At 41.9% G+C, this 18,799-nt stretch carries 16 protein-coding genes and 2 tRNA genes; 10 read left to right on the top strand and 8 right to left on the bottom strand.

The features are described 5' to 3' along the window. Positions 1–36: 36 nt before the first annotated feature. Positions 37–109 (bottom strand) — tRNA-Val (locus NSMS1_RS12865). Between the two features lie 107 nt (positions 110–216). Between NSMS1_RS12865 and NSMS1_RS12860 the strand changes: the two genes are divergently transcribed. Both NSMS1_RS12860 and mazG read left to right on the top strand, forming a co-directional pair. Beyond that, positions 217–822, top strand: a complete 606-nt coding sequence (locus NSMS1_RS12860; protein ID WP_224093712.1) for a metal-binding protein — start codon at positions 217–219, stop codon at positions 820–822. After that, complete coding sequence (gene mazG, locus NSMS1_RS12855) at positions 797–1,624, top strand: nucleoside triphosphate pyrophosphohydrolase (RefSeq protein ID WP_224093704.1); 828 nt, start codon at positions 797–799, stop codon at positions 1,622–1,624. Before NSMS1_RS12860 ends, mazG begins: the two co-directional genes overlap by 26 nt. Positions 1,625–1,684: 60 nt before the next feature. Here the strand turns inward: mazG and NSMS1_RS12850 are convergent, their stop codons facing one another. The 5 genes from NSMS1_RS12850 to NSMS1_RS12830 all read right to left on the bottom strand — a co-directional run bounded on the left by NSMS1_RS12850 (position 1,685) and on the right by NSMS1_RS12830 (position 7,668). Continuing rightward, positions 1,685–2,131 carry a response regulator gene (locus NSMS1_RS12850; protein WP_224093702.1) on the bottom strand — a complete coding sequence of 149 codons (447 nt, stop codon included), beginning with the start codon at positions 2,129–2,131 and terminating at the stop codon, positions 1,685–1,687. Between the two features lie 278 nt (positions 2,132–2,409). Next, positions 2,410–3,957 carry a cation:proton antiporter gene (locus NSMS1_RS12845; RefSeq protein ID WP_224093700.1) on the bottom strand — a complete coding sequence of 516 codons (1,548 nt, stop codon included), beginning with the start codon at positions 3,955–3,957 and terminating at the stop codon, positions 2,410–2,412. Positions 3,958–4,191: 234 nt separating this feature from the next. Continuing rightward, positions 4,192–4,410 (bottom strand): chlorophyll a/b-binding protein, encoded by a 219-nt coding sequence (locus tag NSMS1_RS12840; RefSeq protein ID WP_224093689.1) that lies wholly within the window; start codon positions 4,408–4,410, stop codon positions 4,192–4,194. A 170-nt stretch (positions 4,411–4,580) separates the two neighbouring features. Beyond that, complete coding sequence (locus NSMS1_RS12835; protein WP_224093686.1) at positions 4,581–6,311, bottom strand: DUF1565 domain-containing protein; 1,731 nt, start codon at positions 6,309–6,311, stop codon at positions 4,581–4,583. A gap of 637 nt (positions 6,312–6,948) precedes the next feature. After that, positions 6,949–7,668 (bottom strand): hypothetical protein, encoded by a 720-nt coding sequence (locus NSMS1_RS12830; RefSeq protein ID WP_224093683.1) that lies wholly within the window; start codon positions 7,666–7,668, stop codon positions 6,949–6,951. Between the two features lie 369 nt (positions 7,669–8,037). On the opposite strand from NSMS1_RS12830, the gene NSMS1_RS12825 reads away from it, so the two are divergent. The 4 genes from NSMS1_RS12825 to NSMS1_RS12810 all read left to right on the top strand — a co-directional run bounded on the left by NSMS1_RS12825 (position 8,038) and on the right by NSMS1_RS12810 (position 11,935). After that, on the top strand, positions 8,038–9,411 hold the full coding sequence (locus NSMS1_RS12825) for a sulfatase (RefSeq protein WP_224093680.1): 1,374 nt from the start codon (positions 8,038–8,040) through the stop codon (positions 9,409–9,411). A gap of 20 nt (positions 9,412–9,431) precedes the next feature. After that, positions 9,432–10,409 (top strand): formylglycine-generating enzyme family protein, encoded by a 978-nt coding sequence (locus NSMS1_RS12820; RefSeq protein ID WP_224093678.1) that lies wholly within the window; start codon positions 9,432–9,434, stop codon positions 10,407–10,409. 91 nt (positions 10,410–10,500) lie between these two features. Continuing rightward, positions 10,501–10,995, top strand: coding sequence for a hypothetical protein (locus tag NSMS1_RS12815; protein ID WP_224093674.1), 495 nt, complete (start codon positions 10,501–10,503; stop codon positions 10,993–10,995). Between the two features lie 70 nt (positions 10,996–11,065). Continuing rightward, a complete protein-coding gene (locus tag NSMS1_RS12810; RefSeq protein ID WP_224093671.1) occupies positions 11,066–11,935 on the top strand; it encodes a polyphosphate kinase 2 family protein in 870 nt (289 codons plus the stop codon). On the opposite strand, the gene nagZ is transcribed toward NSMS1_RS12810, so the two are convergent. Continuing rightward, on the bottom strand, positions 11,932–13,032 hold the full coding sequence (nagZ, locus tag NSMS1_RS12805; protein WP_224093668.1) for a beta-N-acetylhexosaminidase: 1,101 nt from the start codon (positions 13,030–13,032) through the stop codon (positions 11,932–11,934). The genes NSMS1_RS12810 and nagZ overlap by 4 nt on opposite strands. Positions 13,033–13,343: 311 nt before the next feature. On the opposite strand from nagZ, the gene pds reads away from it, so the two are divergent. The 4 genes from pds to NSMS1_RS12785 all read left to right on the top strand — a co-directional run bounded on the left by pds (position 13,344) and on the right by NSMS1_RS12785 (position 17,421). Then, positions 13,344–14,783, top strand: coding sequence for a 15-cis-phytoene desaturase (gene pds, locus NSMS1_RS12800; RefSeq protein ID WP_224093665.1), 1,440 nt, complete (start codon positions 13,344–13,346; stop codon positions 14,781–14,783). Next, positions 14,767–15,699: a 15-cis-phytoene synthase CrtB gene (crtB, locus tag NSMS1_RS12795; RefSeq protein ID WP_224095219.1), complete on the top strand. Its 933-nt coding sequence runs from the start codon at positions 14,767–14,769 to the stop codon at positions 15,697–15,699. Before pds ends, crtB begins: the two co-directional genes overlap by 17 nt. Positions 15,700–15,810: 111 nt before the next feature. Continuing rightward, positions 15,811–15,902: transfer RNA gene (locus NSMS1_RS12790), tRNA-Ser, on the top strand. Positions 15,903–16,095: 193 nt separating this feature from the next. Further along, positions 16,096–17,421 (top strand): ABC transporter substrate-binding protein, encoded by a 1,326-nt coding sequence (locus tag NSMS1_RS12785; protein WP_224093662.1) that lies wholly within the window; start codon positions 16,096–16,098, stop codon positions 17,419–17,421. Positions 17,422–17,549: 128 nt separating this feature from the next. On the opposite strand, the gene NSMS1_RS12780 is transcribed toward NSMS1_RS12785, so the two are convergent. Then, positions 17,550–18,383, bottom strand: coding sequence for a hypothetical protein (locus NSMS1_RS12780; RefSeq protein WP_411908678.1), 834 nt, complete (start codon positions 18,381–18,383; stop codon positions 17,550–17,552). Between the last annotated feature and the right edge of the window lie 416 nt (positions 18,384–18,799).

Raw genomic sequence — 18,799 nt, 5'->3', positions numbered from 1 at the left:
ACAAACGAGTAGTTATGTTAGCACTTGCTATATCTATGGGTAGTACTGGACTCGAACCAGTGACATCCTGCTTGTAAGGCAGGCGCTCTACCAACTGAGCTAACCACCCGCTTGCGCTTTTCTGTTTGCGCTCACAATTAAACAATATAGCAAATAATTTTGGATTGCGCTAGTATTTTTGAGAAAAAATTTTGCAATATTTTTGAGAACCAATAAATGCCCTCTGGTCGGACGCACGATCGCATTACTTTATGGGCATTACCAATGGTGGCGGGTGTGACTTTCTGGCAAACTCGCTCTGGTAATGTCACTTTGTTGGTGGCTGGTGGGTTTATGTTTGGTGGGTTGATGTTCGGCCCGGATTTGGATATCTACTCGCGTCAATATCAACGTTGGGGGTTTCTGCGTTGGATTTGGCTACCCTATCAAAAAAGCCTCCGCCATCGCTCTTTCTTATCCCACGGGCCGCTTATTGGCACAACATTAAGGGTTGTCTACCTTAGCAGCTTGCTGGCTGTGTTGATGGTAGTAATTTTGGCGATCGCCGATAGGTTTGGGAATGTAGCTGTAACATGGCAGGATGTAGAAAAGACTGTAGGGCGATCACTTTCTAGTTACGCTACAGAATTTCTTGCCCTGTTCTTAGGTTTAGAATTGGGGGCGATGAGTCATTCTCTGAGCGATTGGGGAGGTTCGGCTTACAAGCGTTTCCGCAAACAGGGGATTCGCGGCATACTTCCTAGTGGCAAAATTAAGAAGCGTAAAGTAACGAGTCGTCGTAAGGGAGTAAGGGTGAATGACCGAGGAAAAGGCACAAAATAACGGTGATACTTTGGCAGCGTTACAAGAGTTAATTGATGTTGTGGCTAAATTGCGATCGCCTGATGGGGGTTGTCCTTGGGATTTGGCACAAACTCCGCAAACTCTGACACCTTACGTCATTGAGGAGGCTTACGAGGTTGTAGATGCGATTAAGACGGGGGATAAAGAGGCGATCGCTGAGGAGTTGGGTGATTTATTATTACAAGTAGTGTTACAAGCCCAAATTGCTAGTGAGTATGGGCAATTTTCTTTGCAAGAAGTCGCTAAAGGCATTTCACAAAAATTAATCCGCCGCCACCCTCATGTATTTGGTGATGTGTCGGTAAATAGCGTAGATGAGGTGCGGCAAAACTGGGAACAGATTAAGGCGGCAGAAAAAGGCGAAGCATCGGCACAACATCAAAAGCTGAGTGACAAACTCAGTCGTTATGGGCGTACTCTACCGCCACTTACCGCCGCGATGAAGATATCCCAAAAAGCTGCGGCTGTGGGTTTTGAGTGGGAAAATATTGATGGTGTGTGGGCAAAATTCCATGAGGAGTTCGAGGAGTTTCAACAAGCTTTAGCCCAGGAAACGCCAGAACGCCAACAGGCGGAATTAGGTGATTTACTATTTGCGGTGATTCAGTTAGCCCGTTGGTATAATCTTGACCCCAGTGAAGGATTACAAGGGACAAATCAACGCTTCGTTCAAAGGTTACAAAAAATGGAAGCGGTAGTTGATCGCCCTCTTTCAGATTACAGTTTGGATGAGTTAGAAGCGCTATGGCAACAGGCTAAAGCACAACTCGCTAAGGAGTAGATTTCCAATTAATATTGCAACCCACACTCGATTTTAATTGTTTCTAGGCTTAGATGTGTTTCATAACTCTGGTAAATTGGGGGCAGATATTAGCTTAAATATTTCACCGACGATATCATCTAAATTTTCAATTTTGGAAAGACATCGATCAAAACCAGCGTTTAAAGCCAGAGACATAGGAAAATCTCGTGTATAGGAAGTGATAGCAATAGCAGGCAGATGTTGTATGAAAGGGCATGAATGCAAACGAAGCTGTTTAACTAACCAATTTCCATCATGATGGGGTAATTTTACATTACATAAGAGAATATCGGGCTGGAGTGATTCGAGCTGGGCAAGTGCTGCTTCAGCGTTGTTAAAGGTTATCACCTCTGCACCTTCAGCTTCTAAAAGAACCATTAGTAGGTCGGCTATGTCAGGCTCATCCTCAACCAGTAAAATGCGGATAGAAGTGATATCTGGTAATAAATCTAACTGTGCTTGTTGAGCTTTTACTTGTTTAGTCACAATGCAGTCCTTCCTTTCATTCCCAATTACAGTTAGCTTCTTCTATTGCAGCCACTCAGTCATGAGAAATGTTCCTTCTCAAGAAATAAAAAGAGTAAACAGGAGTATTAATGAGGCTTACAGGTAGCAAGAATATTTTAGTAATTAGTAAGCGCACCAATGCTTTTAAAATGACATTGTTAGGTAATGCACAAGTTTAGCTTTGATACGCTAGTAGGTTTAAATGAAAGTCTGCACTCGGTCTGAAGTAGTATTAAATTACCTACTTAATTCTTAATTTACAAAATATTCTCTAGTAAAGGCGCAAGTTCATTATTTAAACGACCAGAACGAACAAATTCTGCATAGGTATCTGCTTCAATTGCTAATAACTCATCACGGAATTGTTCGGTTGTAAAGTTGCGAAGATTGGGATATTCATCATGTAATTTATCAATCTGTGTTTGTATTTCTCCAATTTCGCCTTTGATGAGTTTCTCTTGATAGCGAATAAACTCTGGGTCAATGCCTGGACGTTTTTCTGTCTGGATATATTGCAAAACCCTCTCTAGGGCAACGTTACGGGCTACTAATTCTAAATACTGCTGACGTAAGGGTGCATCGCCTAATAGGTTGAGTTTTTGTAGTAAGGGTTTAATGGTCAAACCTTGGACGAGTAAGGTAAATAAAACTACGCCAAATACAGTAGCAATAACTTTTTCTCTCTCCGGTAATACCGTCGGTACACTCAAGGCTAAGGCAATGGAAACTGAACCACGTAACCCACCCCACCAGAGAATTGTTTGGTCGGGTAAGGATATTGTTGATTGAGTGATGGTAGCGCTGAGTTTACTGAGAAGATAAAGTGCGATCGCCCGCATTAAAATCATTGCTACTACTGTAATACCAATGATTTGCAAGTTTTCTCCTAAGCTAGCAAACCTGATTTGGTCGCCAATCAACAAAAACACAATTGAATTAACAAAAAATGCCAAAAATTCCCAAAATTCGGAAACAATAATCCTTGTCCGGGGATTCATCCCTATGCGCGAACCAAAGTTTCCTAAAATTAAGCCTGTGGTAACAACTCCTATGACACCGGAACCTCCCAAGTCCTCGGTGATTAAATAAGTACCGTAAGCGGAAACCAAGGTTAAAGACTGTTCTACCATTGGTAAGTCAAAGCGTTGGGTCATGTAGGAAATACCAAAGCCAATTAAACCACCTACAGCTAAACCGATACCCACAACTTGAAAAAACTGCAACAAAATGGGTTGAAAACCTAACTCAGCATTTCCTAAAGGCAAAGCTACCAAAAAACCAAAGGCAACTACTGCCATACCATCGTTAAATAAGCTTTCACCTTCCATTAAGGTGGTAAGGCGGCTACCTACACCTAACTCACGAAATAACGCAGTCACAGAAACCGGGTCAGTAGCAGACAGACTTGCACCGATAAGCAAAGCTGTTGTCAAAGAAAGTCCAGCTATTTGATTTAAACCAATGGCGACTCCGGCGATGGAGATAACCACCCCTAATATTGCATACAGACAGATAGGAACAAAATCTCGCTTCAAGTCAGACCATTTTAAATTCCATGCGGCTTCAAATAATAGCGGCGGTAAAAAAATGAAGAGAATTAAGCCAGGAGAGAGGACAACAAGACGAACATCAACAACTGCTAAACCCAAGCCGACAATGACTAAGAGTAAGGTGTAGGGTATTTGTCGAAACCAACTAAATACTTGCGGTAGGGTTGCAACTCCCAATGACACCGAAAGCACTAAGAGGAACTGTTTAAGATTACTGGCGATCGCTTCTTCACTGATTGCCGATTCAATTACCATAATTCAGTATTTGGTAGAATTTCGTCCTTATTGTCCTCTGACCATTCTTAAATGACATCGGCTAAATATGAGAATTTTTCAGATCAGTCATCACTAACGAACTGTATTCAGCGATGTTAAAGCGCGTAATGAGGACTAAAGTCCTTACTACATACCTACACAAAAAATTAGAGGCGGGGATTTTCCCACCTCTAGTTTTGTTAAATCAATTTTTTTCACAAAAATTAAAATTTATTATTGCAAGCTTGCTAAAAGACCAAAAATTCCTTTTCCTGTCAATACTTCTAAAGCAATTAATGAGATAAAACCAATCATCGCCAAGCGACCGTTGAGTACTTCTGCATATGGAGTGAACCCAGTGCGATCGCCTTGTTCATCTAAATATACTTTAGGCTCAATTGCAAAGTTGTTCATTAAACCTTGGTCATCAACGATGGCATTGTTGGTACGCATTTAATTTTCCCCAGTTTTATTGCTTGTTAACTAATGTAACAAATATATTAATTATTGTAAAGCATCTTAATCTGCCTAAAGAGAGAATCAGTCTATAGTCAATAGTCCATAGTCAACAGTCAACAGCCAACACAACGTGATAACTGTCAACTGTCAACTGTCAACTGAAATTAAGCATTGACGATATAAGGCGAATCAATCGCCGCTACACGGTCAGCATCTACTAAAGCTTGGTAAACTATCGCCACTACCTCTGCGCGTGTAGCTTCGCGGGTAGGGTTAAGTTGTTTGAGATTTGGATAATTAACGATGATGCCTTTTTCTATGGCTTTGGCTACTTCATCTTTGGCGTAGTCTGGAATTTTAGTTTGGTCGTCAAATTTTTTGATAGTTTTGGCAACATCAGCCGATAAACCTAGTCCTAGTCCGTTGACTAATGAGACTATTACTTGTACACGTTGAATATTGTCATTAGGACGAAAGGTATTATCGGGAAAACCAGAAAGAAATAGACCTTGATATGCTTGTTGAATTACCTTAAACGCCCAGAACTTATCAGGTACATCTTTAAATCTAATGACAGCCCGATTTGGTGATGGGTTGAACGCTTTGACTAGTAAGGCTGCATATTGCGCCCTTGTCATTGTTGCATCTGGTCTGAAAGTGCCATCAGGAAAGCCGCTAACTATATTCTGTCTGACTAACTCTTTTATAAATGGTGCTGCCCAATGATTACCAACATCTTTTAGTTCTATAGGTGCAGGTGTGGGTGTGGGTGTGGGTGTGGGTGTGGGTGTTGGCGTGGGTGTGGGTGTGGGTGTAGGTGTGGGTGTGGGTGTAGGTGTGGGTGTCGGCGTAGGTGTTGGTGTGGGTGTGGGTGTGGGTGTGGGTGTCGGCGTTGGTGTGGGTGTGGGTGTCGGCGTAGGTGTGGGTGTTGGTGTGGGTGTGGGTGTGGGTGTCGGCGTTGGTGTGGGTGTGGGTGTCGGCGTTGGTGTGGGTGTGGGTGTCGGCGTTGGTGTCGGTATTGGAACCTGACTTACTATCACCTCTACATTTCCAGTAACTTTAACTGCATCTATTTGATTACCTGTGGACACCAACTTATTAGAACTAGCATTTTGCAAATCAAACTTGGCGTTATTGCGGAAAATATTGCCGCCTGGGTTGTTCGTGTTGCCAATATCTGGTAACGCAGTATTAATGACTGTTAAACCATCATCCGTATTATTTTCTATAAGATTATTACGTAAGATGGGACGAGCAGAACCAGATACAACGATTCCAGAACGGTTTTCGTAGACTCTATTATCTGTAAGTGTGGGTGATGCGGTATCACTAACAGCAATACCAAAGCCTGTTTTAAAGCAGGTGTTACCTTGAACTTGCCCTTTAGAGTTTTTAGCGATCGCAATTCCATTAGCGGCATTCTCTGTAAACACATTACCAGTAATTACAGGGTTAGCATCACCTGTAGCAAATATACCTTCGCGTTTGCAATTGATGAAGGTAGAATTAGCTACAGTTGGCGTAGTTGATTCTATCCAAACACCACTACCACGGCTGGCGGGATTTGTTACAGTTACCCCGCGCAGTTCGGAGTTATTCTGGAGTACAAAGGTGACATTTTGCCCTGCGAAAGTACGGCTGAGATAGTTACCACTGCCTTCAATTAAAATGTTTTTACCTTTGTTAGCTTCATTTCCTACTACCTTGAATGTAGATGGAATTGTCAGGGGGAAAACTTCACCACTTGCAGCATTGTAAGTACCTTCTGCAAGTTGGATGGTAGTATCAGAAGCGGAAATTTTTAAGGCTTGGGTAATTGTTTTGAATGGTGCTGATTGGCTACCGGAGTTAGTATCATTGCCTGTAGCTGGATTTACGTAAAAAGTCTGCGCCATATTTATACCGTTGAGAATTACATAGCCATCCTAGCGCTAACCTTGAGGATAAGTGGCGATCGCTAAAATTTGCAACATTGACTACCCAATAAGTCAGAGATATTCCAGAAAATTAGATGCTAAACTATGACCTAAACACAATATTTATTGTAAAGTGTTGTAATATTTTCCCCAGTCTAATACTTAGATTTTTTCAGAAATCAAATCGGATTCCTATTGTTAATTGTTTTAAAAGTAGAGGTTTTTTCCAAGTTTATTTAGTGATGTTCTCAGTAAATACCAGATTAGAAAAATCTATAAGTAGGTGGACACAATTATTTATAAGACGCATTTCGACTACGCTCAATGCTCGTTAACCTGATTAGAAGAGGGTTGAGTTTCGACTACGCGGTAATCGAGCGTGGTCGAGATTCAACTCCCGCGCAGTCGAAACCCGGCGCTATCAAGTTAAGTTTAATTTAGTCCTTCTACTTACTAAATTGAAAAAATTAGCATTAATAAATATTAATTTTAACTGACAATAATATTCAAAAATTTACTAATAAAAACTTAGATGTTGTTTGGGCTAATGTATCTACTTTAGCTTTCATACAACAGACCCAAAATTTTCAACAACCTTTAAGATTAACTATAATATTTAGCTTTGTTTTAATTTAGTTTTCAGAAGCACACCGCTACCAAAAGCAACCATTAACAACGCTGATGTAAATGTAGGTTCAGGAACACTAGCTGTGGTTAAACGGAAATTATCGAAAGTCCAAGCGCCACCATCTGGATTTGTCCCATCACTAACTTGCAAACGAATACCTAAAGACGATAATCCGCTATTAATAGCACTATTAAAAATTGGAGTGATATCAAAACTTACGGTATTTCCTAAAGCTAGATTTGCTGTATTAAAAGTTCCCACAGTTCCAATCGATGGAGCTTGATAGTCATACAAATTTTCTGAGTTGTTACCAACGTAACTTAAAACCGTGATATTTCCCGTAAAAGGAAAGTCATTTTGATCAACGAAAAGTCCACCTGCTTTAAAAACATTAAAACTGAGCAATGCTGATTTTGTAGAGGTTAAGCCTGTGAGATTGTATTCAGAAAGACCACGAATATCTTCATTGTAATAATTACCAACTTCATTTTTACCAGGCGGATTACCAAAGGGATTATTGGTGCTAGAGCTAAAGTAAATGCCATACCCATTAGGATCAGGCCCACTGGAAACAGAAAATGCTAAACCTTGAACTTTTGCAGCTTTAACTTGAGCGGGTAAAGCGAACGAAAAACTTGCAACCACAGCCAACGTTATTGAGCTAGTAGCTATTGCGGATAATTTTTTGGTTCGAGTTAGCACTTTCATAAACTAAATACTTTACTAGGTAAATTGTTTAAGTATTATTCCATCCTTGGTAAAAATATCATTTATAATACGGTTTGTCTACCGATAAATAGTAAAATCAAAAATTTATTTTGTCAGCAATATTTATTAACAAAAAGTTAAGAGTAGCTTCGGGTAATCCAAGTGCTTGACTTTGTTCTAATTTCCGTGTGATACTCCAACCTGTAATATTAAATCCGGTATATCAATCAAATTACAGTAGATAAATATCAGCCTAATTTTAGCTTTCTAGTTAACTATTGTCAGAGTTCACAGAGTAAGTAACTAGGCACAGAACTTATTAAACATTATGCGATTTGTGTATTTAGAGACATAAAAGGAGATGAATCAATGACGCAACAGATAAATGGCAGTATCAATCGCCGTAAGTTTTTAGGTATGGCGGCTGCCAGTACTCTTACGGTGGCAGGAGGTGCAAATTTATTCTCAAAAGCGGTAGCTCAATCTCGTCGTCTAAATGTGGTGTTCATTTTAGCTGATGATATGGGCTGGGGTGATCTGAGCATATATGGGCGGACTGATTTTGAAACCCCAAATTTAGACCGACTAGCAAGGGAGGGAGTACGTTTTACTAATGCCTACGCCAATCAAACTGTTTGTACTCCAACACGAATTGCTTTCTACACAGGACGCTATCAGGCGCGATTACCTGTAGGTTTAAGAGAACCTTTAGCGAATATTTCGCAAGCTGATCCTAATGTCGGATTACCACCAAGTCATCCAACTATTGCTTCGCTATTGAGAGCAAATGGTTATGAAACTGCCTTAGTGGGTAAATGGCACTGCGGTTATCCGCCTAACTTTGGGCCTCTCAAGAGTGGCTTTGACGAGTATTTGGGCAACTTAAGCGGTGGGATTGATTATTTCAATCACAAAGACGGAAGCCGTGTACTAGATTTCTATGAAGGTGAAGCACTGGCAGACCGTCCTGGATATGCCACAGATTTGTATACAGACAGAGCGGTAGAATTTATCCAACGTCAACGCTCTCGCCCGTTTTATCTCAGTCTGCATTACAATGCGCCTCATTGGCCTTGGGAAGGGCCAGATGATGAGGAATTGAGCAGTAGTTTTTATAACAATAATGGCTATACGGCAGGCGGTTCCCAAGCCATCTATGCTGCTATGGTAAAAAGGCTAGATGAGGGAGTAGGCAAGGTATTACAGGCTTTGGAGGCAACTGGACAGGCTGATAATACCTTGGTGATTTTTACCAGTGATAATGGTGGAGAAAGATACTCTAACTTTGGCCCTTTCCGGGGTAGGAAAGGTAGTCTATACGAAGGTGGTATTCGAGTACCTACTATCATTCGCTATCCTGGGGTGACTCAAGCTAATCAAGTTAGTAATCAGGTGATTGTCACCTTTGATTTAACTGCAACTATTCTTGCTGCTACAGGTACAAGTTTTGCTTCCAACTATCCACCGGATGGTCAAAATTTAATTCCCCTACTGCGTGGCGAACGAAGTGAGTTTTCCCGCACTCTGTTTTGGCGTTATGGAGCAGTCGCACAGACAAGGCAAAAAGCTGTACGAAGTGGTGATTGGAAGTATTTGAGACAGGGAAATCAAGAAGCTTTGTTTAATTTAGCCACTGACCCAGGAGAAAAAACAGACCTCAAGACTAGTAACGCTCAGGTATTTACGCGGTTACGCAACCAATTTGAACATTGGGAGTTGCAAGTGCTGCCTTATGGGTCTTAATTAGGTTAGTAATATAGTTAATGAAACAGCACGGACAGAGTAAAGCCGCGATCGCTACGACTATAAACCATCCAGGAAAACCACCAGACAAAAATATGGTGTGGATTCCGGTTGGTACATTTACAATGGGTTCGGATCATCATTATCCTGAAGAAGCACCTGCACAACGTGTCACCGTCACTGGATTCTGGATGGACAAATACGCTGTTACTAATAAACAGTTTCAGCGATTTGTCAAGGATACCAAATATATAACTTTTGCCGAGCGCCAACCAAACCCACAAGATTATCCGGGAGCTTTACCAGAATTGTTAGTTCCTGGTTCTTTGGTTTTTCAGCAGCCACCCCATCCAGTTGATTTAAGCTCTTGTAGTTGGTGGAATTATGTTCCTGGCGCTAACTGGAGACATCCAGAAGGGCCGGGTAGTTCCATTAAAGGGCGGGAAAACTACCCAGTTGTACACATTGCTTATGAGGATGCAGAAGCATACGCCAAATGGGCAGGTAAAGCATTACCAACTGAAGCACAATGGGAGTGTGCAGCCCGTGGTGGTTTAGAAGGTGCGGTGTATGTTTGGGGTAATGAGTTTCCTAAAAACAGGTTACTAGCTAACATTTGGCAAGGTGAGTTTCCCTGGCAAAACTTAAAATCTCATCCGCCTCAACCTGAACCTGTTGGCTCTTACCCTGCCAATAACTATGGCTTGTATGATATGGCTGGTAACGTTTGGGAATGGACAATGGACTGGTACAGAACGCAGCCTCTTGCATCTAAACCAAAATCTTGCTGTATACCCGTAAATCCCAGAGGTGGGAGTTTGGAAGAAAGTTTTGATCCAGACTTCCCAGAAATTCGCATTCCCAGAAAAGTTTTGAAAGGCGGTTCATTTCTTTGTGCTGCAAATTACTGCTTTCGCTATCGGCCAGCCGCTCGCCATGCAGAGACAGTTGACACTTCCACCTGTCATATTGGCTTCCGTTGTGTCTCATCTACATAATATTGCTTGTTACAAATAACTATTAAACATTTGCCTTACTCTGGGTTAATTAGCTAGGCTATTCATAATCCCGTTATTAATCTGGCGTGCTATGGATTTTGAAAGCAAAACCTCCGCTCAGACTGCTACAAATAATGTAGAATTTGTAGAATTTAGGCGATCGCTTACCGCTCGTAAACCATTAGAGATTTTACGAAACACAGAGGCTTTACTACGTCGTCCAACTGTTGCTACACTAACCCCGCTTCTACCATCAAAATTAAGCAATAACTTGCAAGCAGCCTCTACAGTTGCCGATGAGTCTTTAAAAGAACTGGCAGAAATTGATTTAGAAGAAATTAGCGATTTAGAATTGCGACCTGCGAGAATTTTTATCGGGTTAAGTTTTGTCGGGTTTAGTGCGTTGGTAGTGCTGGTGCTACTACTTTATTTAAATACTCTGCATCCAGAATTAAGTACTGTAGACCAGATTCGGCAATACTGGCATCAATATATTTGGTTTGTCAACTTAGGTGTAGCGGGAATGTTTCTCTTAGGTCGAGAAGCAATGCGTCTTCCACATTTAGAGCAAAAGGTTAAGAAATAAGACAAATCTCAGCATAATTACTGAGTTTGCGATTACATAAAATAATTTATTGATTGGTAACTTGATTTACATGGATCAGGATGCTTTTATTTTTACACCAGGGTCAAAAGTTTCTCTGCGAAAAAATTATGACCCTGCTTATCAGGATGGCTATCACGAAAAAGCTGATGCAGCGCAACAACTACAAGAAAATATCCAACAATTAGCTAAGTATCAAGATACCCTCTACGCTCAAAATACTTACGCTGTTTTGGTTATCTTTCAAGCAATGGATGCGGCTGGCAAAGATAGTACTATTAAACACGTTATGTCTGGAGTAAATCCACAAGGATTTCAGGTGTTTAGTTTTAAAGCTCCTAGTGACGAAGAATTAGACCATGATTATCTTTGGCGTGCTACAAAAGCTCTGCCAGAACGAGGACGTATTGGCATATTTAATCGTTCGTATTATGAGGAAACACTAGTAGTTCGTGTACATCCAGAAATTTTGCAAAAGCAAAATCTTCCTTATAAATATAAGGGCGATCAGATTTGGCAGCAACGCTTTGAAGAAATTAATAATTTTGAAAAATATTTGGTGAATAATGGGGTTGTTGTTCTTAAGTTCTTTCTAAATGTTTCTAAAGATGAACAAAAGAAACGTTTTTTAGAACGGATAAAATATCCTGATAAAAACTGGAAGTTCTCTGTAAATGATGTGCGTGAGCGAGCTTTTTGGGATGATTATATGAAAGCTTATGAGGAGGTTTTTCAGCATACAAGTACTGAATATGCTCCTTGGTATATCATCCCTGCGAATCGCAAATGGTATACACGTTTGGTAGTGTCGGATATTATCTGCTCTAAATTACAACAGTTAAATCTCCAATATCCTACAGTTAGCGAAGAACATCACCAGGAACTTTTGAAGGCTAAGAATATTTTGGAGCAGGAAGCTTAATTAGTATGCTTCTCAAAACAACAAGCGATCGCCAACTGGGCATGATGTACTAAAGTATCTTTATCTAAAGCCTGTACAGCATATTGGGGAGTTCCAGCTAATAGCTTTTCAACTCTCTCTTTTGCCGCTTCCACCACCGACTCCGCTAGAGTACCATTATTGAGTGAATCAACCAAATCTTCGGCAATTTTATATGTACGTTCAATCGATGATGAGTGAATGTTACGCGAGACAATAAATAAATCACAACCAGCATAAAAGGCTCTAGCTACTGTACCCGTTTGGGTAAACATATCTGAGACAGCTTTCATATCTAAATCATCAGACACAACTACCCCCTGAAAACCAAGTTCTTCCCGGAGGATGGTTTTGAGGATGGGACGAGAGAGGGTAGCTGGTAAATCAGGGTCGATTTTAGGAAATAATATATGGGCTGTCATGATTAAAGGAATGTTTTCCTCAATCAATGTTTTAAAGGGTATCAGTTCTCGATTTTGTAAATCTTCTGGAGCCAAATTAAGGATTGGTAATTCAATATGAGAGTCTTTACTTGTATCACCATGTCCGGGGAAGTGTTTGGCGCACCCAATAATTCCCGCTTCTGTTAGTCCTAAATAATATTCACGCACACCAGAAGCCGCAGTCTCAGGGGTATCACCAAAAGCGCGAGAACCAATAACAGGATTTTGGGGGTTGGAATAAATATCAGCTACAGGGGCCCAAGATAAATTGATACCTAATGATTTTAATTCAGTTGCCGTGGCTTTAGCTACTTCACGAGAGTGCGATCGCAACAACAACGCATGAGGAAATCTAGTAATGGGTAAAGGTGTGCGGACAACGCGACCTCCCTCATGGTCTAAAGTAAAGAACATGGAATCACGTTCTGTATATTCTTGTATTTGGCTGTGTAATTGTCCAAAAGTTTTCAGCCAAGCTTCATAATGTACACCATCTAAGAAATTTTTTGCAAAAAATATTACCCCTATGGGTTTTAATTCACTCAAAGCGCGTTTATCCTCATCACTTAAAGTAGTCCCGGAAATACCCATAATTAAGTGATGTCCAAAGCGTTCTAGCTTCTGCAATGTTGCCATAATAGTTAAAACCTATAGTTATAAGATGAAAGACTGCAATTGAGATTGGCTGTTGACAGTTGAGTGTTAACTGTCAGCAATTAACCAACCTGATGAATGACCATGCGGCTTAATAGCCTCACAGCATAAATAATCTTAGACCCTATCCTACGCCCTCAGCACTTCATTGAGAAAAGCCGATTTACTCATAAAGAACTTGCTCCCCAATTTTTTCCTGAAGCGATCGCACAATCTCTGCCAAATGTTACAGATTGCAACGTATAATGAGAACGGCAAAACCATTAAGAAATATTGAAGCACAGTAGGTTTAAATGCGAGTAGCGATCGCTGGCGCTGGTCTAGCAGGACTTTCCTGCGCGAAATATCTCACGGATGCAGGTCACACTCCCATTGTCCTAGAGCGTCGGGATGTATTGGGTGGTCTTGTGGCGGCGTGGAAAGACTCTGACGGCGACTGGTACGAAACCGGGTTACACGCCTTCTTTGGTGCATATCCCAATATGCTGCAATTGCTCAAGGAGTTAGGCATCCAAGACCGACTCCAGTGGAAAGAGCATACATTGATTTTTAACCAACCGGATAAACCCGGAACACTCTCCCGTTTTGATGTTCCCGATATCCCCTCCCCGTTTAACATCATTGCCTCAATTCTCCGCAACAACGATATGTTGACCTGGGAGCAGAAGATTAGGTTCGCCATTGGCTTGCTTCCAGCCATAGTTCGGGGTCAAAAGTATGTTGAGGAGATGGACAAATACAGCTTCTCAGATTGGTTGAAAAGACAAGGCGTGGGTGAGAGGGTAGCTAGTGACGTATTTATCGCTGCTTCCAAAGCACTCACCTTTATTAACCCTGATGAAGTTTCCTCCACAATTTTATTAACAGCACTAAATCGCTTTCTGCAAGAGCGATATGGCTCCAAAATAGCCTTTTTGGATGGTTCTCCTACAGAACGGCTGTGCCAACCCATCGTCGATTACATCACCGAACGGGGTGGTGAAGTTCGGTTGAATGCACCTCTCAAGGAAATTTTGCTCAACTCGGATGGTACAGTAAAAGGATTCTTGCTACGCGGATTAAATGGAGAAAGCGATGAAGTGATTACAGCAGACTTTTACGTATCAGCCCTATCAGTTGACCCGTTGAAAGTTATGTTGCCAGATACCTGGAAGCAAATGGAATTTTTCCAGATGCTAGAAGGACTAGAAGGCGTGCCAGTAATTAATCTCCATCTGTGGTTTGATCGTAAATTAACAGATATTGATCACCTGTTATTCTCGCGATCGCCCCTCCTTAGCGTTTATGCTGATATGAGCAACACTTGCCGCGAATATGCTAATCCCGACCGCTCAATGCTGGAATTAGTTCTAGCACCCGCCAAAGATTGGATTAGCAAATCTGAAGAAGAAATTGTTTGCGCGACTATGGTCGAGTTAGAAAAACTCTTCCCCGACCACTTTAGCGAAGATAATCCGGCAAAATTGCTCAAATATCATGTTGTGAAAACGCCACGTTCAGTTTACAAAGCGACTCCTGGTCGCCAACAGTACCGTCCACCCCAAAAAACTCCCATAGCTAACTTCTTCCTGAGTGGCAGTTACACCATGCAACGCTACTTAGGCAGTATGGAAGGGGCCGTACTTTCTGGTAAGCTAACAGCGCAGGCGATTTGTGAATCGCTGCCAGAGGCAAATACCTCAAACCTGCAAACGCTATCCCGACCGCCTGCAACGAATGCTGCAACTGCCTGATTCCCCACCGCGCATGAAAACGCTGGTCTCTGTAGACGAGTCCTATCAACTTTGTCGGCATCTCACAGCCAAGTATGCCAAAACATTCTACTTGGGTACATTGCTGATGAGTCCGGCAAAGCGTCAAGCTATATGGGCAATATATGCCTGGTGTCGCCGTACAGATGAATTAGTGGACGGGCCCGCATCCGCCATTACCACACCAGAAACCCTAGACCTATGGGAGCAGCATCTGGAAGCGATTTTTGCGGGACACCCCCAAGAAAACTACGATGTCGCCTTGGTAGATGCACTCCAACGCTTTAACCTAGATATTCAGCCCTTCCGGGATATGATCGCTGGGCAACGTATGGATTTATACCGAAGTCGCTACGAAACATTTGACGAACTATACCTTTACTGCTACCGTGTGGCTGGCACTGTAGGGTTAATGTCAACATCGGTAATGGAAGTAGATACCACAAGCAGAACAGCACCGTGGTATCAAAAACAACCATTGTATATGCCAACAGAAGAAGCGATCGCTTTAGGTATAGCCAATCAACTAACTAATATTCTGCGGGATGTAGGCGAAGATGCCCGACGAGGGCGAATCTACATTCCCCTAGAAGACCTAGCCAGATTCGACTATACCGAGCAAGACTTCAACAAAGGTGTTGTAGACGAACGCTGGCGTGCGCTCATGCGCTTTCAAATAGACAGAGCGCGACAATTCTACATCAAAGCAGAAAAGGGCATTACCTACCTAGCCCCCGATGCCCGTTGGCCAGTGTGGGCAGCATCTATGTTATACGGACAAATTTTAGATGTGATTGAACGCAACAATTACGATGTCTTCAGTCAACGCGCCTACGTCCCCCAGTGGAAAAAGCTCCGTACCCTACCCTTAGCGTGGATGCGATCGCAAGTTCTTTAGTCAATAGTCTATAGTCAAAACCTCAAACCACTGACTACTGACTACTGACTACTGACCAAACATTAATTGACATTGACAAAAATATCTGCTAACATTTATTTTTGTCACCGTGGAGAGGTGGCTGAGTGGTCGAAAGCGGCAGATTGCTAATCTGTTGTACGGCAGGCAACTCCGTACCGAGGGTTCGAATCCCTCCCTCTCCGTTTTTCAAGCATCCCAGCACATATACACAGTTATGTGTTAATAAAAAATACTAATGTTGGGGCAAACACTTCTACATCTAAAGGTGGATGTTATCATTTAACCTTTAGAGTCCTGCTAAGATCAGGCTAACCTAAAAATCTAGCTTGAATCTTACTTTCAGGCTCCCGCATCTTTGAGGAGTGAAAGTAATATATGCAAAAAATTAGTGCTGCCCTGAGTTTAAGTTTAGCCACTTTCACAGCTGGTTTTTTGTTAGCAGCCTGTGAAACCTCTAACACCCCACCCAACGGTACAGCTAACAATGGTGCAACCAGTACCCCAGCCGCTCAAACCACAACCAGTAGCGGTTCAGGTCTAAAAATTGGTTCTCTATTGCCAACAACAGGTGATTTAGCATCTATCGGTCAACAAATGGCTGCTGCTGTTCCCTTGGTAGTGGAAACAGTCAATGCTTGTGGTGGTGTTAATGGTCAACCTGTGAGCCTAGTTGCTGTAGACGACCAAACAGACCCCAGAGCCGGCGCGGCTGGTATGACCAAACTCGCAACTATAGATAAAGTTGCAGGTGTAGTTGGCTCTTTCGCTAGTAGCGTTTCCACAGCAGCTGTATCCATTGCGGCTCAAAATAAAGTTATGTTGGTTTCCCCTGGTAGTACCAGTCCCGTATTTACCGAAAAAGCCCAGAAGGGAGACTTCCAAGGTTTTTGGGCGCGGACAGTTCCCCCTGATAGCTACCAAGGCCCAGCCTTAGCGGAACTTGCAAAGAAGAGGGGTTTTAAGCGGGTTTCGACAATTGTGATTAATAATGACTATGGAGTTGGTTTTGAAAAGGCGTTTGTCCAAGCTTTTGAAAAACTAGGTGGGACTATAGTTAATAAAAATAATCCTGTCCGTTACGACCCCAAAGCAACTACCTTTGAAACTGAAGCAGCCTCAGCTTTTGCAGGTAAGCCAGATGCAGTTCTCGGCGTTTTTTACGTAGAAACAGGTAGCTTGCTACTCAAATCAGCCTATCAACAAGGTGTGGCCCAAGGCGTGCAGGTAATGCTCACAGATGGGATGAAATCTGATGAGTTTCCCGCCCAAGTTGGTAAAACTGGCGATGGTAAATTTATTGCCTCTGGCATTATTGGTACAGTTCCTGGCTCAGATGGTAAAGGTTTAGAAGCCTTAACCAAACTTTGGCAAGCGAAAAAAGGTAGTGCGCCTGGAGAATTTGCACCCCAAGCCTGGGATGCAACCGCACTATTAGTCTTAGCAGCCCAAGCCGCTAAAGAAAATACTGGTGTGGGTATTGCTAGTAAAATTCGGGAAGTAGCCAGTGGGCCAGGACAAGAAGTTACGGATGTCTGTGAAGGGCTGAAGTTATTGAAGGAAGGCAAAAAAATCAACTATCAGGGAGCCAGTGGGAACGTTGATATTGATGCTAATGGTGATGTCATCGGTGTCTATGATGTGTGGACAGTAGGAGACGATGGCAAGATTAAGACTGTAGATAAAGTTACGCCTAAGAGTTAGGGATTAGGGAGTTGGTAAGGTAAGAGATGGGGGAGTAGGGGGAGTAGGGGAAGATAGGGGAGCATTTAAACTGATCATCTTCCTTATCTTCCTTATCACCCCTCTTCTTAACCCAGTCCCTAACCTAACTAGAAACCAGTGAAATTGTAGCCAATACCGAGCAGTAAACCAACAGTGGTGTCATCGAAAAAGGCGGCATTCACTGATGCTGTGGCGGTAAATTGAGTAGATAGGGGGAAATCGACTCCACCAGAAGCTAAAAAGCCTACTTCTGAGTTATTACCAGTTGAAATGGCTGCACCTATCCCTACATAGGGAGCGATCGCTAGTGGTTCACTAAAAGCATCAGCTGCCTGTAGGTTAAAATCGTAAGTAAGGGGGAGCAAAATCGTGGTATCATCCCCAAAGACTGCTGATGGTCTGAAAGAAAAAGCGTTGGTCAAACCAATCTTGCTGACAACGGCGAAGTTACCATCACCCAAAGATGAACTATCTCCACTAATACCGATATTTGCACCAATACCAATGTAGCTTCTGCCACCGCGAGTAGGTCTACCTGGGTCAATATCTGATTGGGCAATTGTAGATGTAGGCGCTTGAGCAGTAGATGGTTGAGATGTTGGTTCTACATTCTCAGGCGTTAAGGTAGAGGATGTAGTTGCTACAGTTCCAGGTACGGGTGTGATTGTGCGACCAGTTACATTTTCTGTATTAATACTAGGAAACTGTTGTGATATAGTTTTATCTGATACTTGATTATCGATAGCAAATTCTTGAATTTGTGTACCTGCTTCAGTATTCGCTTCATCAAAAGAAACTACAGTTGCAGAAGATTCATTCAACTGTTGAGCATCAACAGGAGTAGCTGTTTGAGCATGAGCAGATAAGCCAGTACTGACAACTGCTAAAGCAGCTAAACTTGGCAACCAAAAAATATTTTTATCAAGAGAAAAATTATTCACATTCACTCCTAACAAACAAGTTCCACACTAGATAATTCTAGCAGTTACTCTAAATTCCGATAATTTCTAGCAATCTGAAAAATTTACCCCAAAAAATCAGCTTTTACATCCTTACAGGGAGGTAAATGGAGGGTAGGGAGTAGGAGCGCACAACTGTGCTTCCCTAACGTTCAGATATAGAAAAAATATCTCAGGGTTAGATTAAAGCTTTTGGGGTGTAATTGCCCGTAATTAATGGGTAATTATTAAATTTTCTTTACAAATAGTGAGTATTTACTTTTATTATTTATTAATGTTTGTTAACAAAGTTTGCGATTTTTATATCGATTTGTGTCAGATAAACGAGAAAATGCCCATTTGGTAAGGTTTTTCTGATAAAAAACTCATATTGCCGAACAAAAGAAATCACCTTTGAC

Source organism: Nostoc sp. MS1, assembly GCF_019976755.1.
In the GTDB taxonomy this organism is placed as follows: domain Bacteria; phylum Cyanobacteriota; class Cyanobacteriia; order Cyanobacteriales; family Nostocaceae; genus Trichormus.
Note: the sequence above shows the minus strand (reverse complement) of the source record. Positions and strands in the feature narration are given on the sequence as shown.

Bases quoted from the DNA above. Each gene is read 5' to 3' on its own strand.
- NSMS1_RS12825 (WP_224093680.1), top strand. From the start codon at position 8,038: ATGACGCAACAGATAAATGGCAGTATCAATCGCCGTAAGTTTTTAGGT.
- NSMS1_RS12810 (WP_224093671.1), top strand. From the start codon at position 11,066: ATGGATCAGGATGCTTTTATTTTTACACCAGGGTCAAAAGTTTCTCTG.
- mazG (WP_224093704.1), top strand. From the start codon at position 797: ATGACCGAGGAAAAGGCACAAAATAACGGTGATACTTTGGCAGCGTTA.
- NSMS1_RS12860 (WP_224093712.1), top strand. From the start codon at position 217: ATGCCCTCTGGTCGGACGCACGATCGCATTACTTTATGGGCATTACCA.
- pds (WP_224093665.1), top strand. From the start codon at position 13,344: ATGCGAGTAGCGATCGCTGGCGCTGGTCTAGCAGGACTTTCCTGCGCG.
- nagZ (WP_224093668.1), bottom strand. From the start codon at position 13,032: ATGGCAACATTGCAGAAGCTAGAACGCTTTGGACATCACTTAATTATG.
- NSMS1_RS12835 (WP_224093686.1), bottom strand. From the start codon at position 6,311: ATGGCGCAGACTTTTTACGTAAATCCAGCTACAGGCAATGATACTAAC.
- NSMS1_RS12840 (WP_224093689.1), bottom strand. From the start codon at position 4,410: ATGCGTACCAACAATGCCATCGTTGATGACCAAGGTTTAATGAACAAC.
- NSMS1_RS12815 (WP_224093674.1), top strand. From the start codon at position 10,501: ATGGATTTTGAAAGCAAAACCTCCGCTCAGACTGCTACAAATAATGTA.
- NSMS1_RS12845 (WP_224093700.1), bottom strand. From the start codon at position 3,957: ATGGTAATTGAATCGGCAATCAGTGAAGAAGCGATCGCCAGTAATCTT.
- crtB (WP_224095219.1), top strand. From the start codon at position 14,767: ATGCTGCAACTGCCTGATTCCCCACCGCGCATGAAAACGCTGGTCTCT.
- NSMS1_RS12785 (WP_224093662.1), top strand. From the start codon at position 16,096: ATGCAAAAAATTAGTGCTGCCCTGAGTTTAAGTTTAGCCACTTTCACA.
- NSMS1_RS12820 (WP_224093678.1), top strand. From the start codon at position 9,432: ATGAAACAGCACGGACAGAGTAAAGCCGCGATCGCTACGACTATAAAC.
- NSMS1_RS12830 (WP_224093683.1), bottom strand. From the start codon at position 7,668: ATGAAAGTGCTAACTCGAACCAAAAAATTATCCGCAATAGCTACTAGC.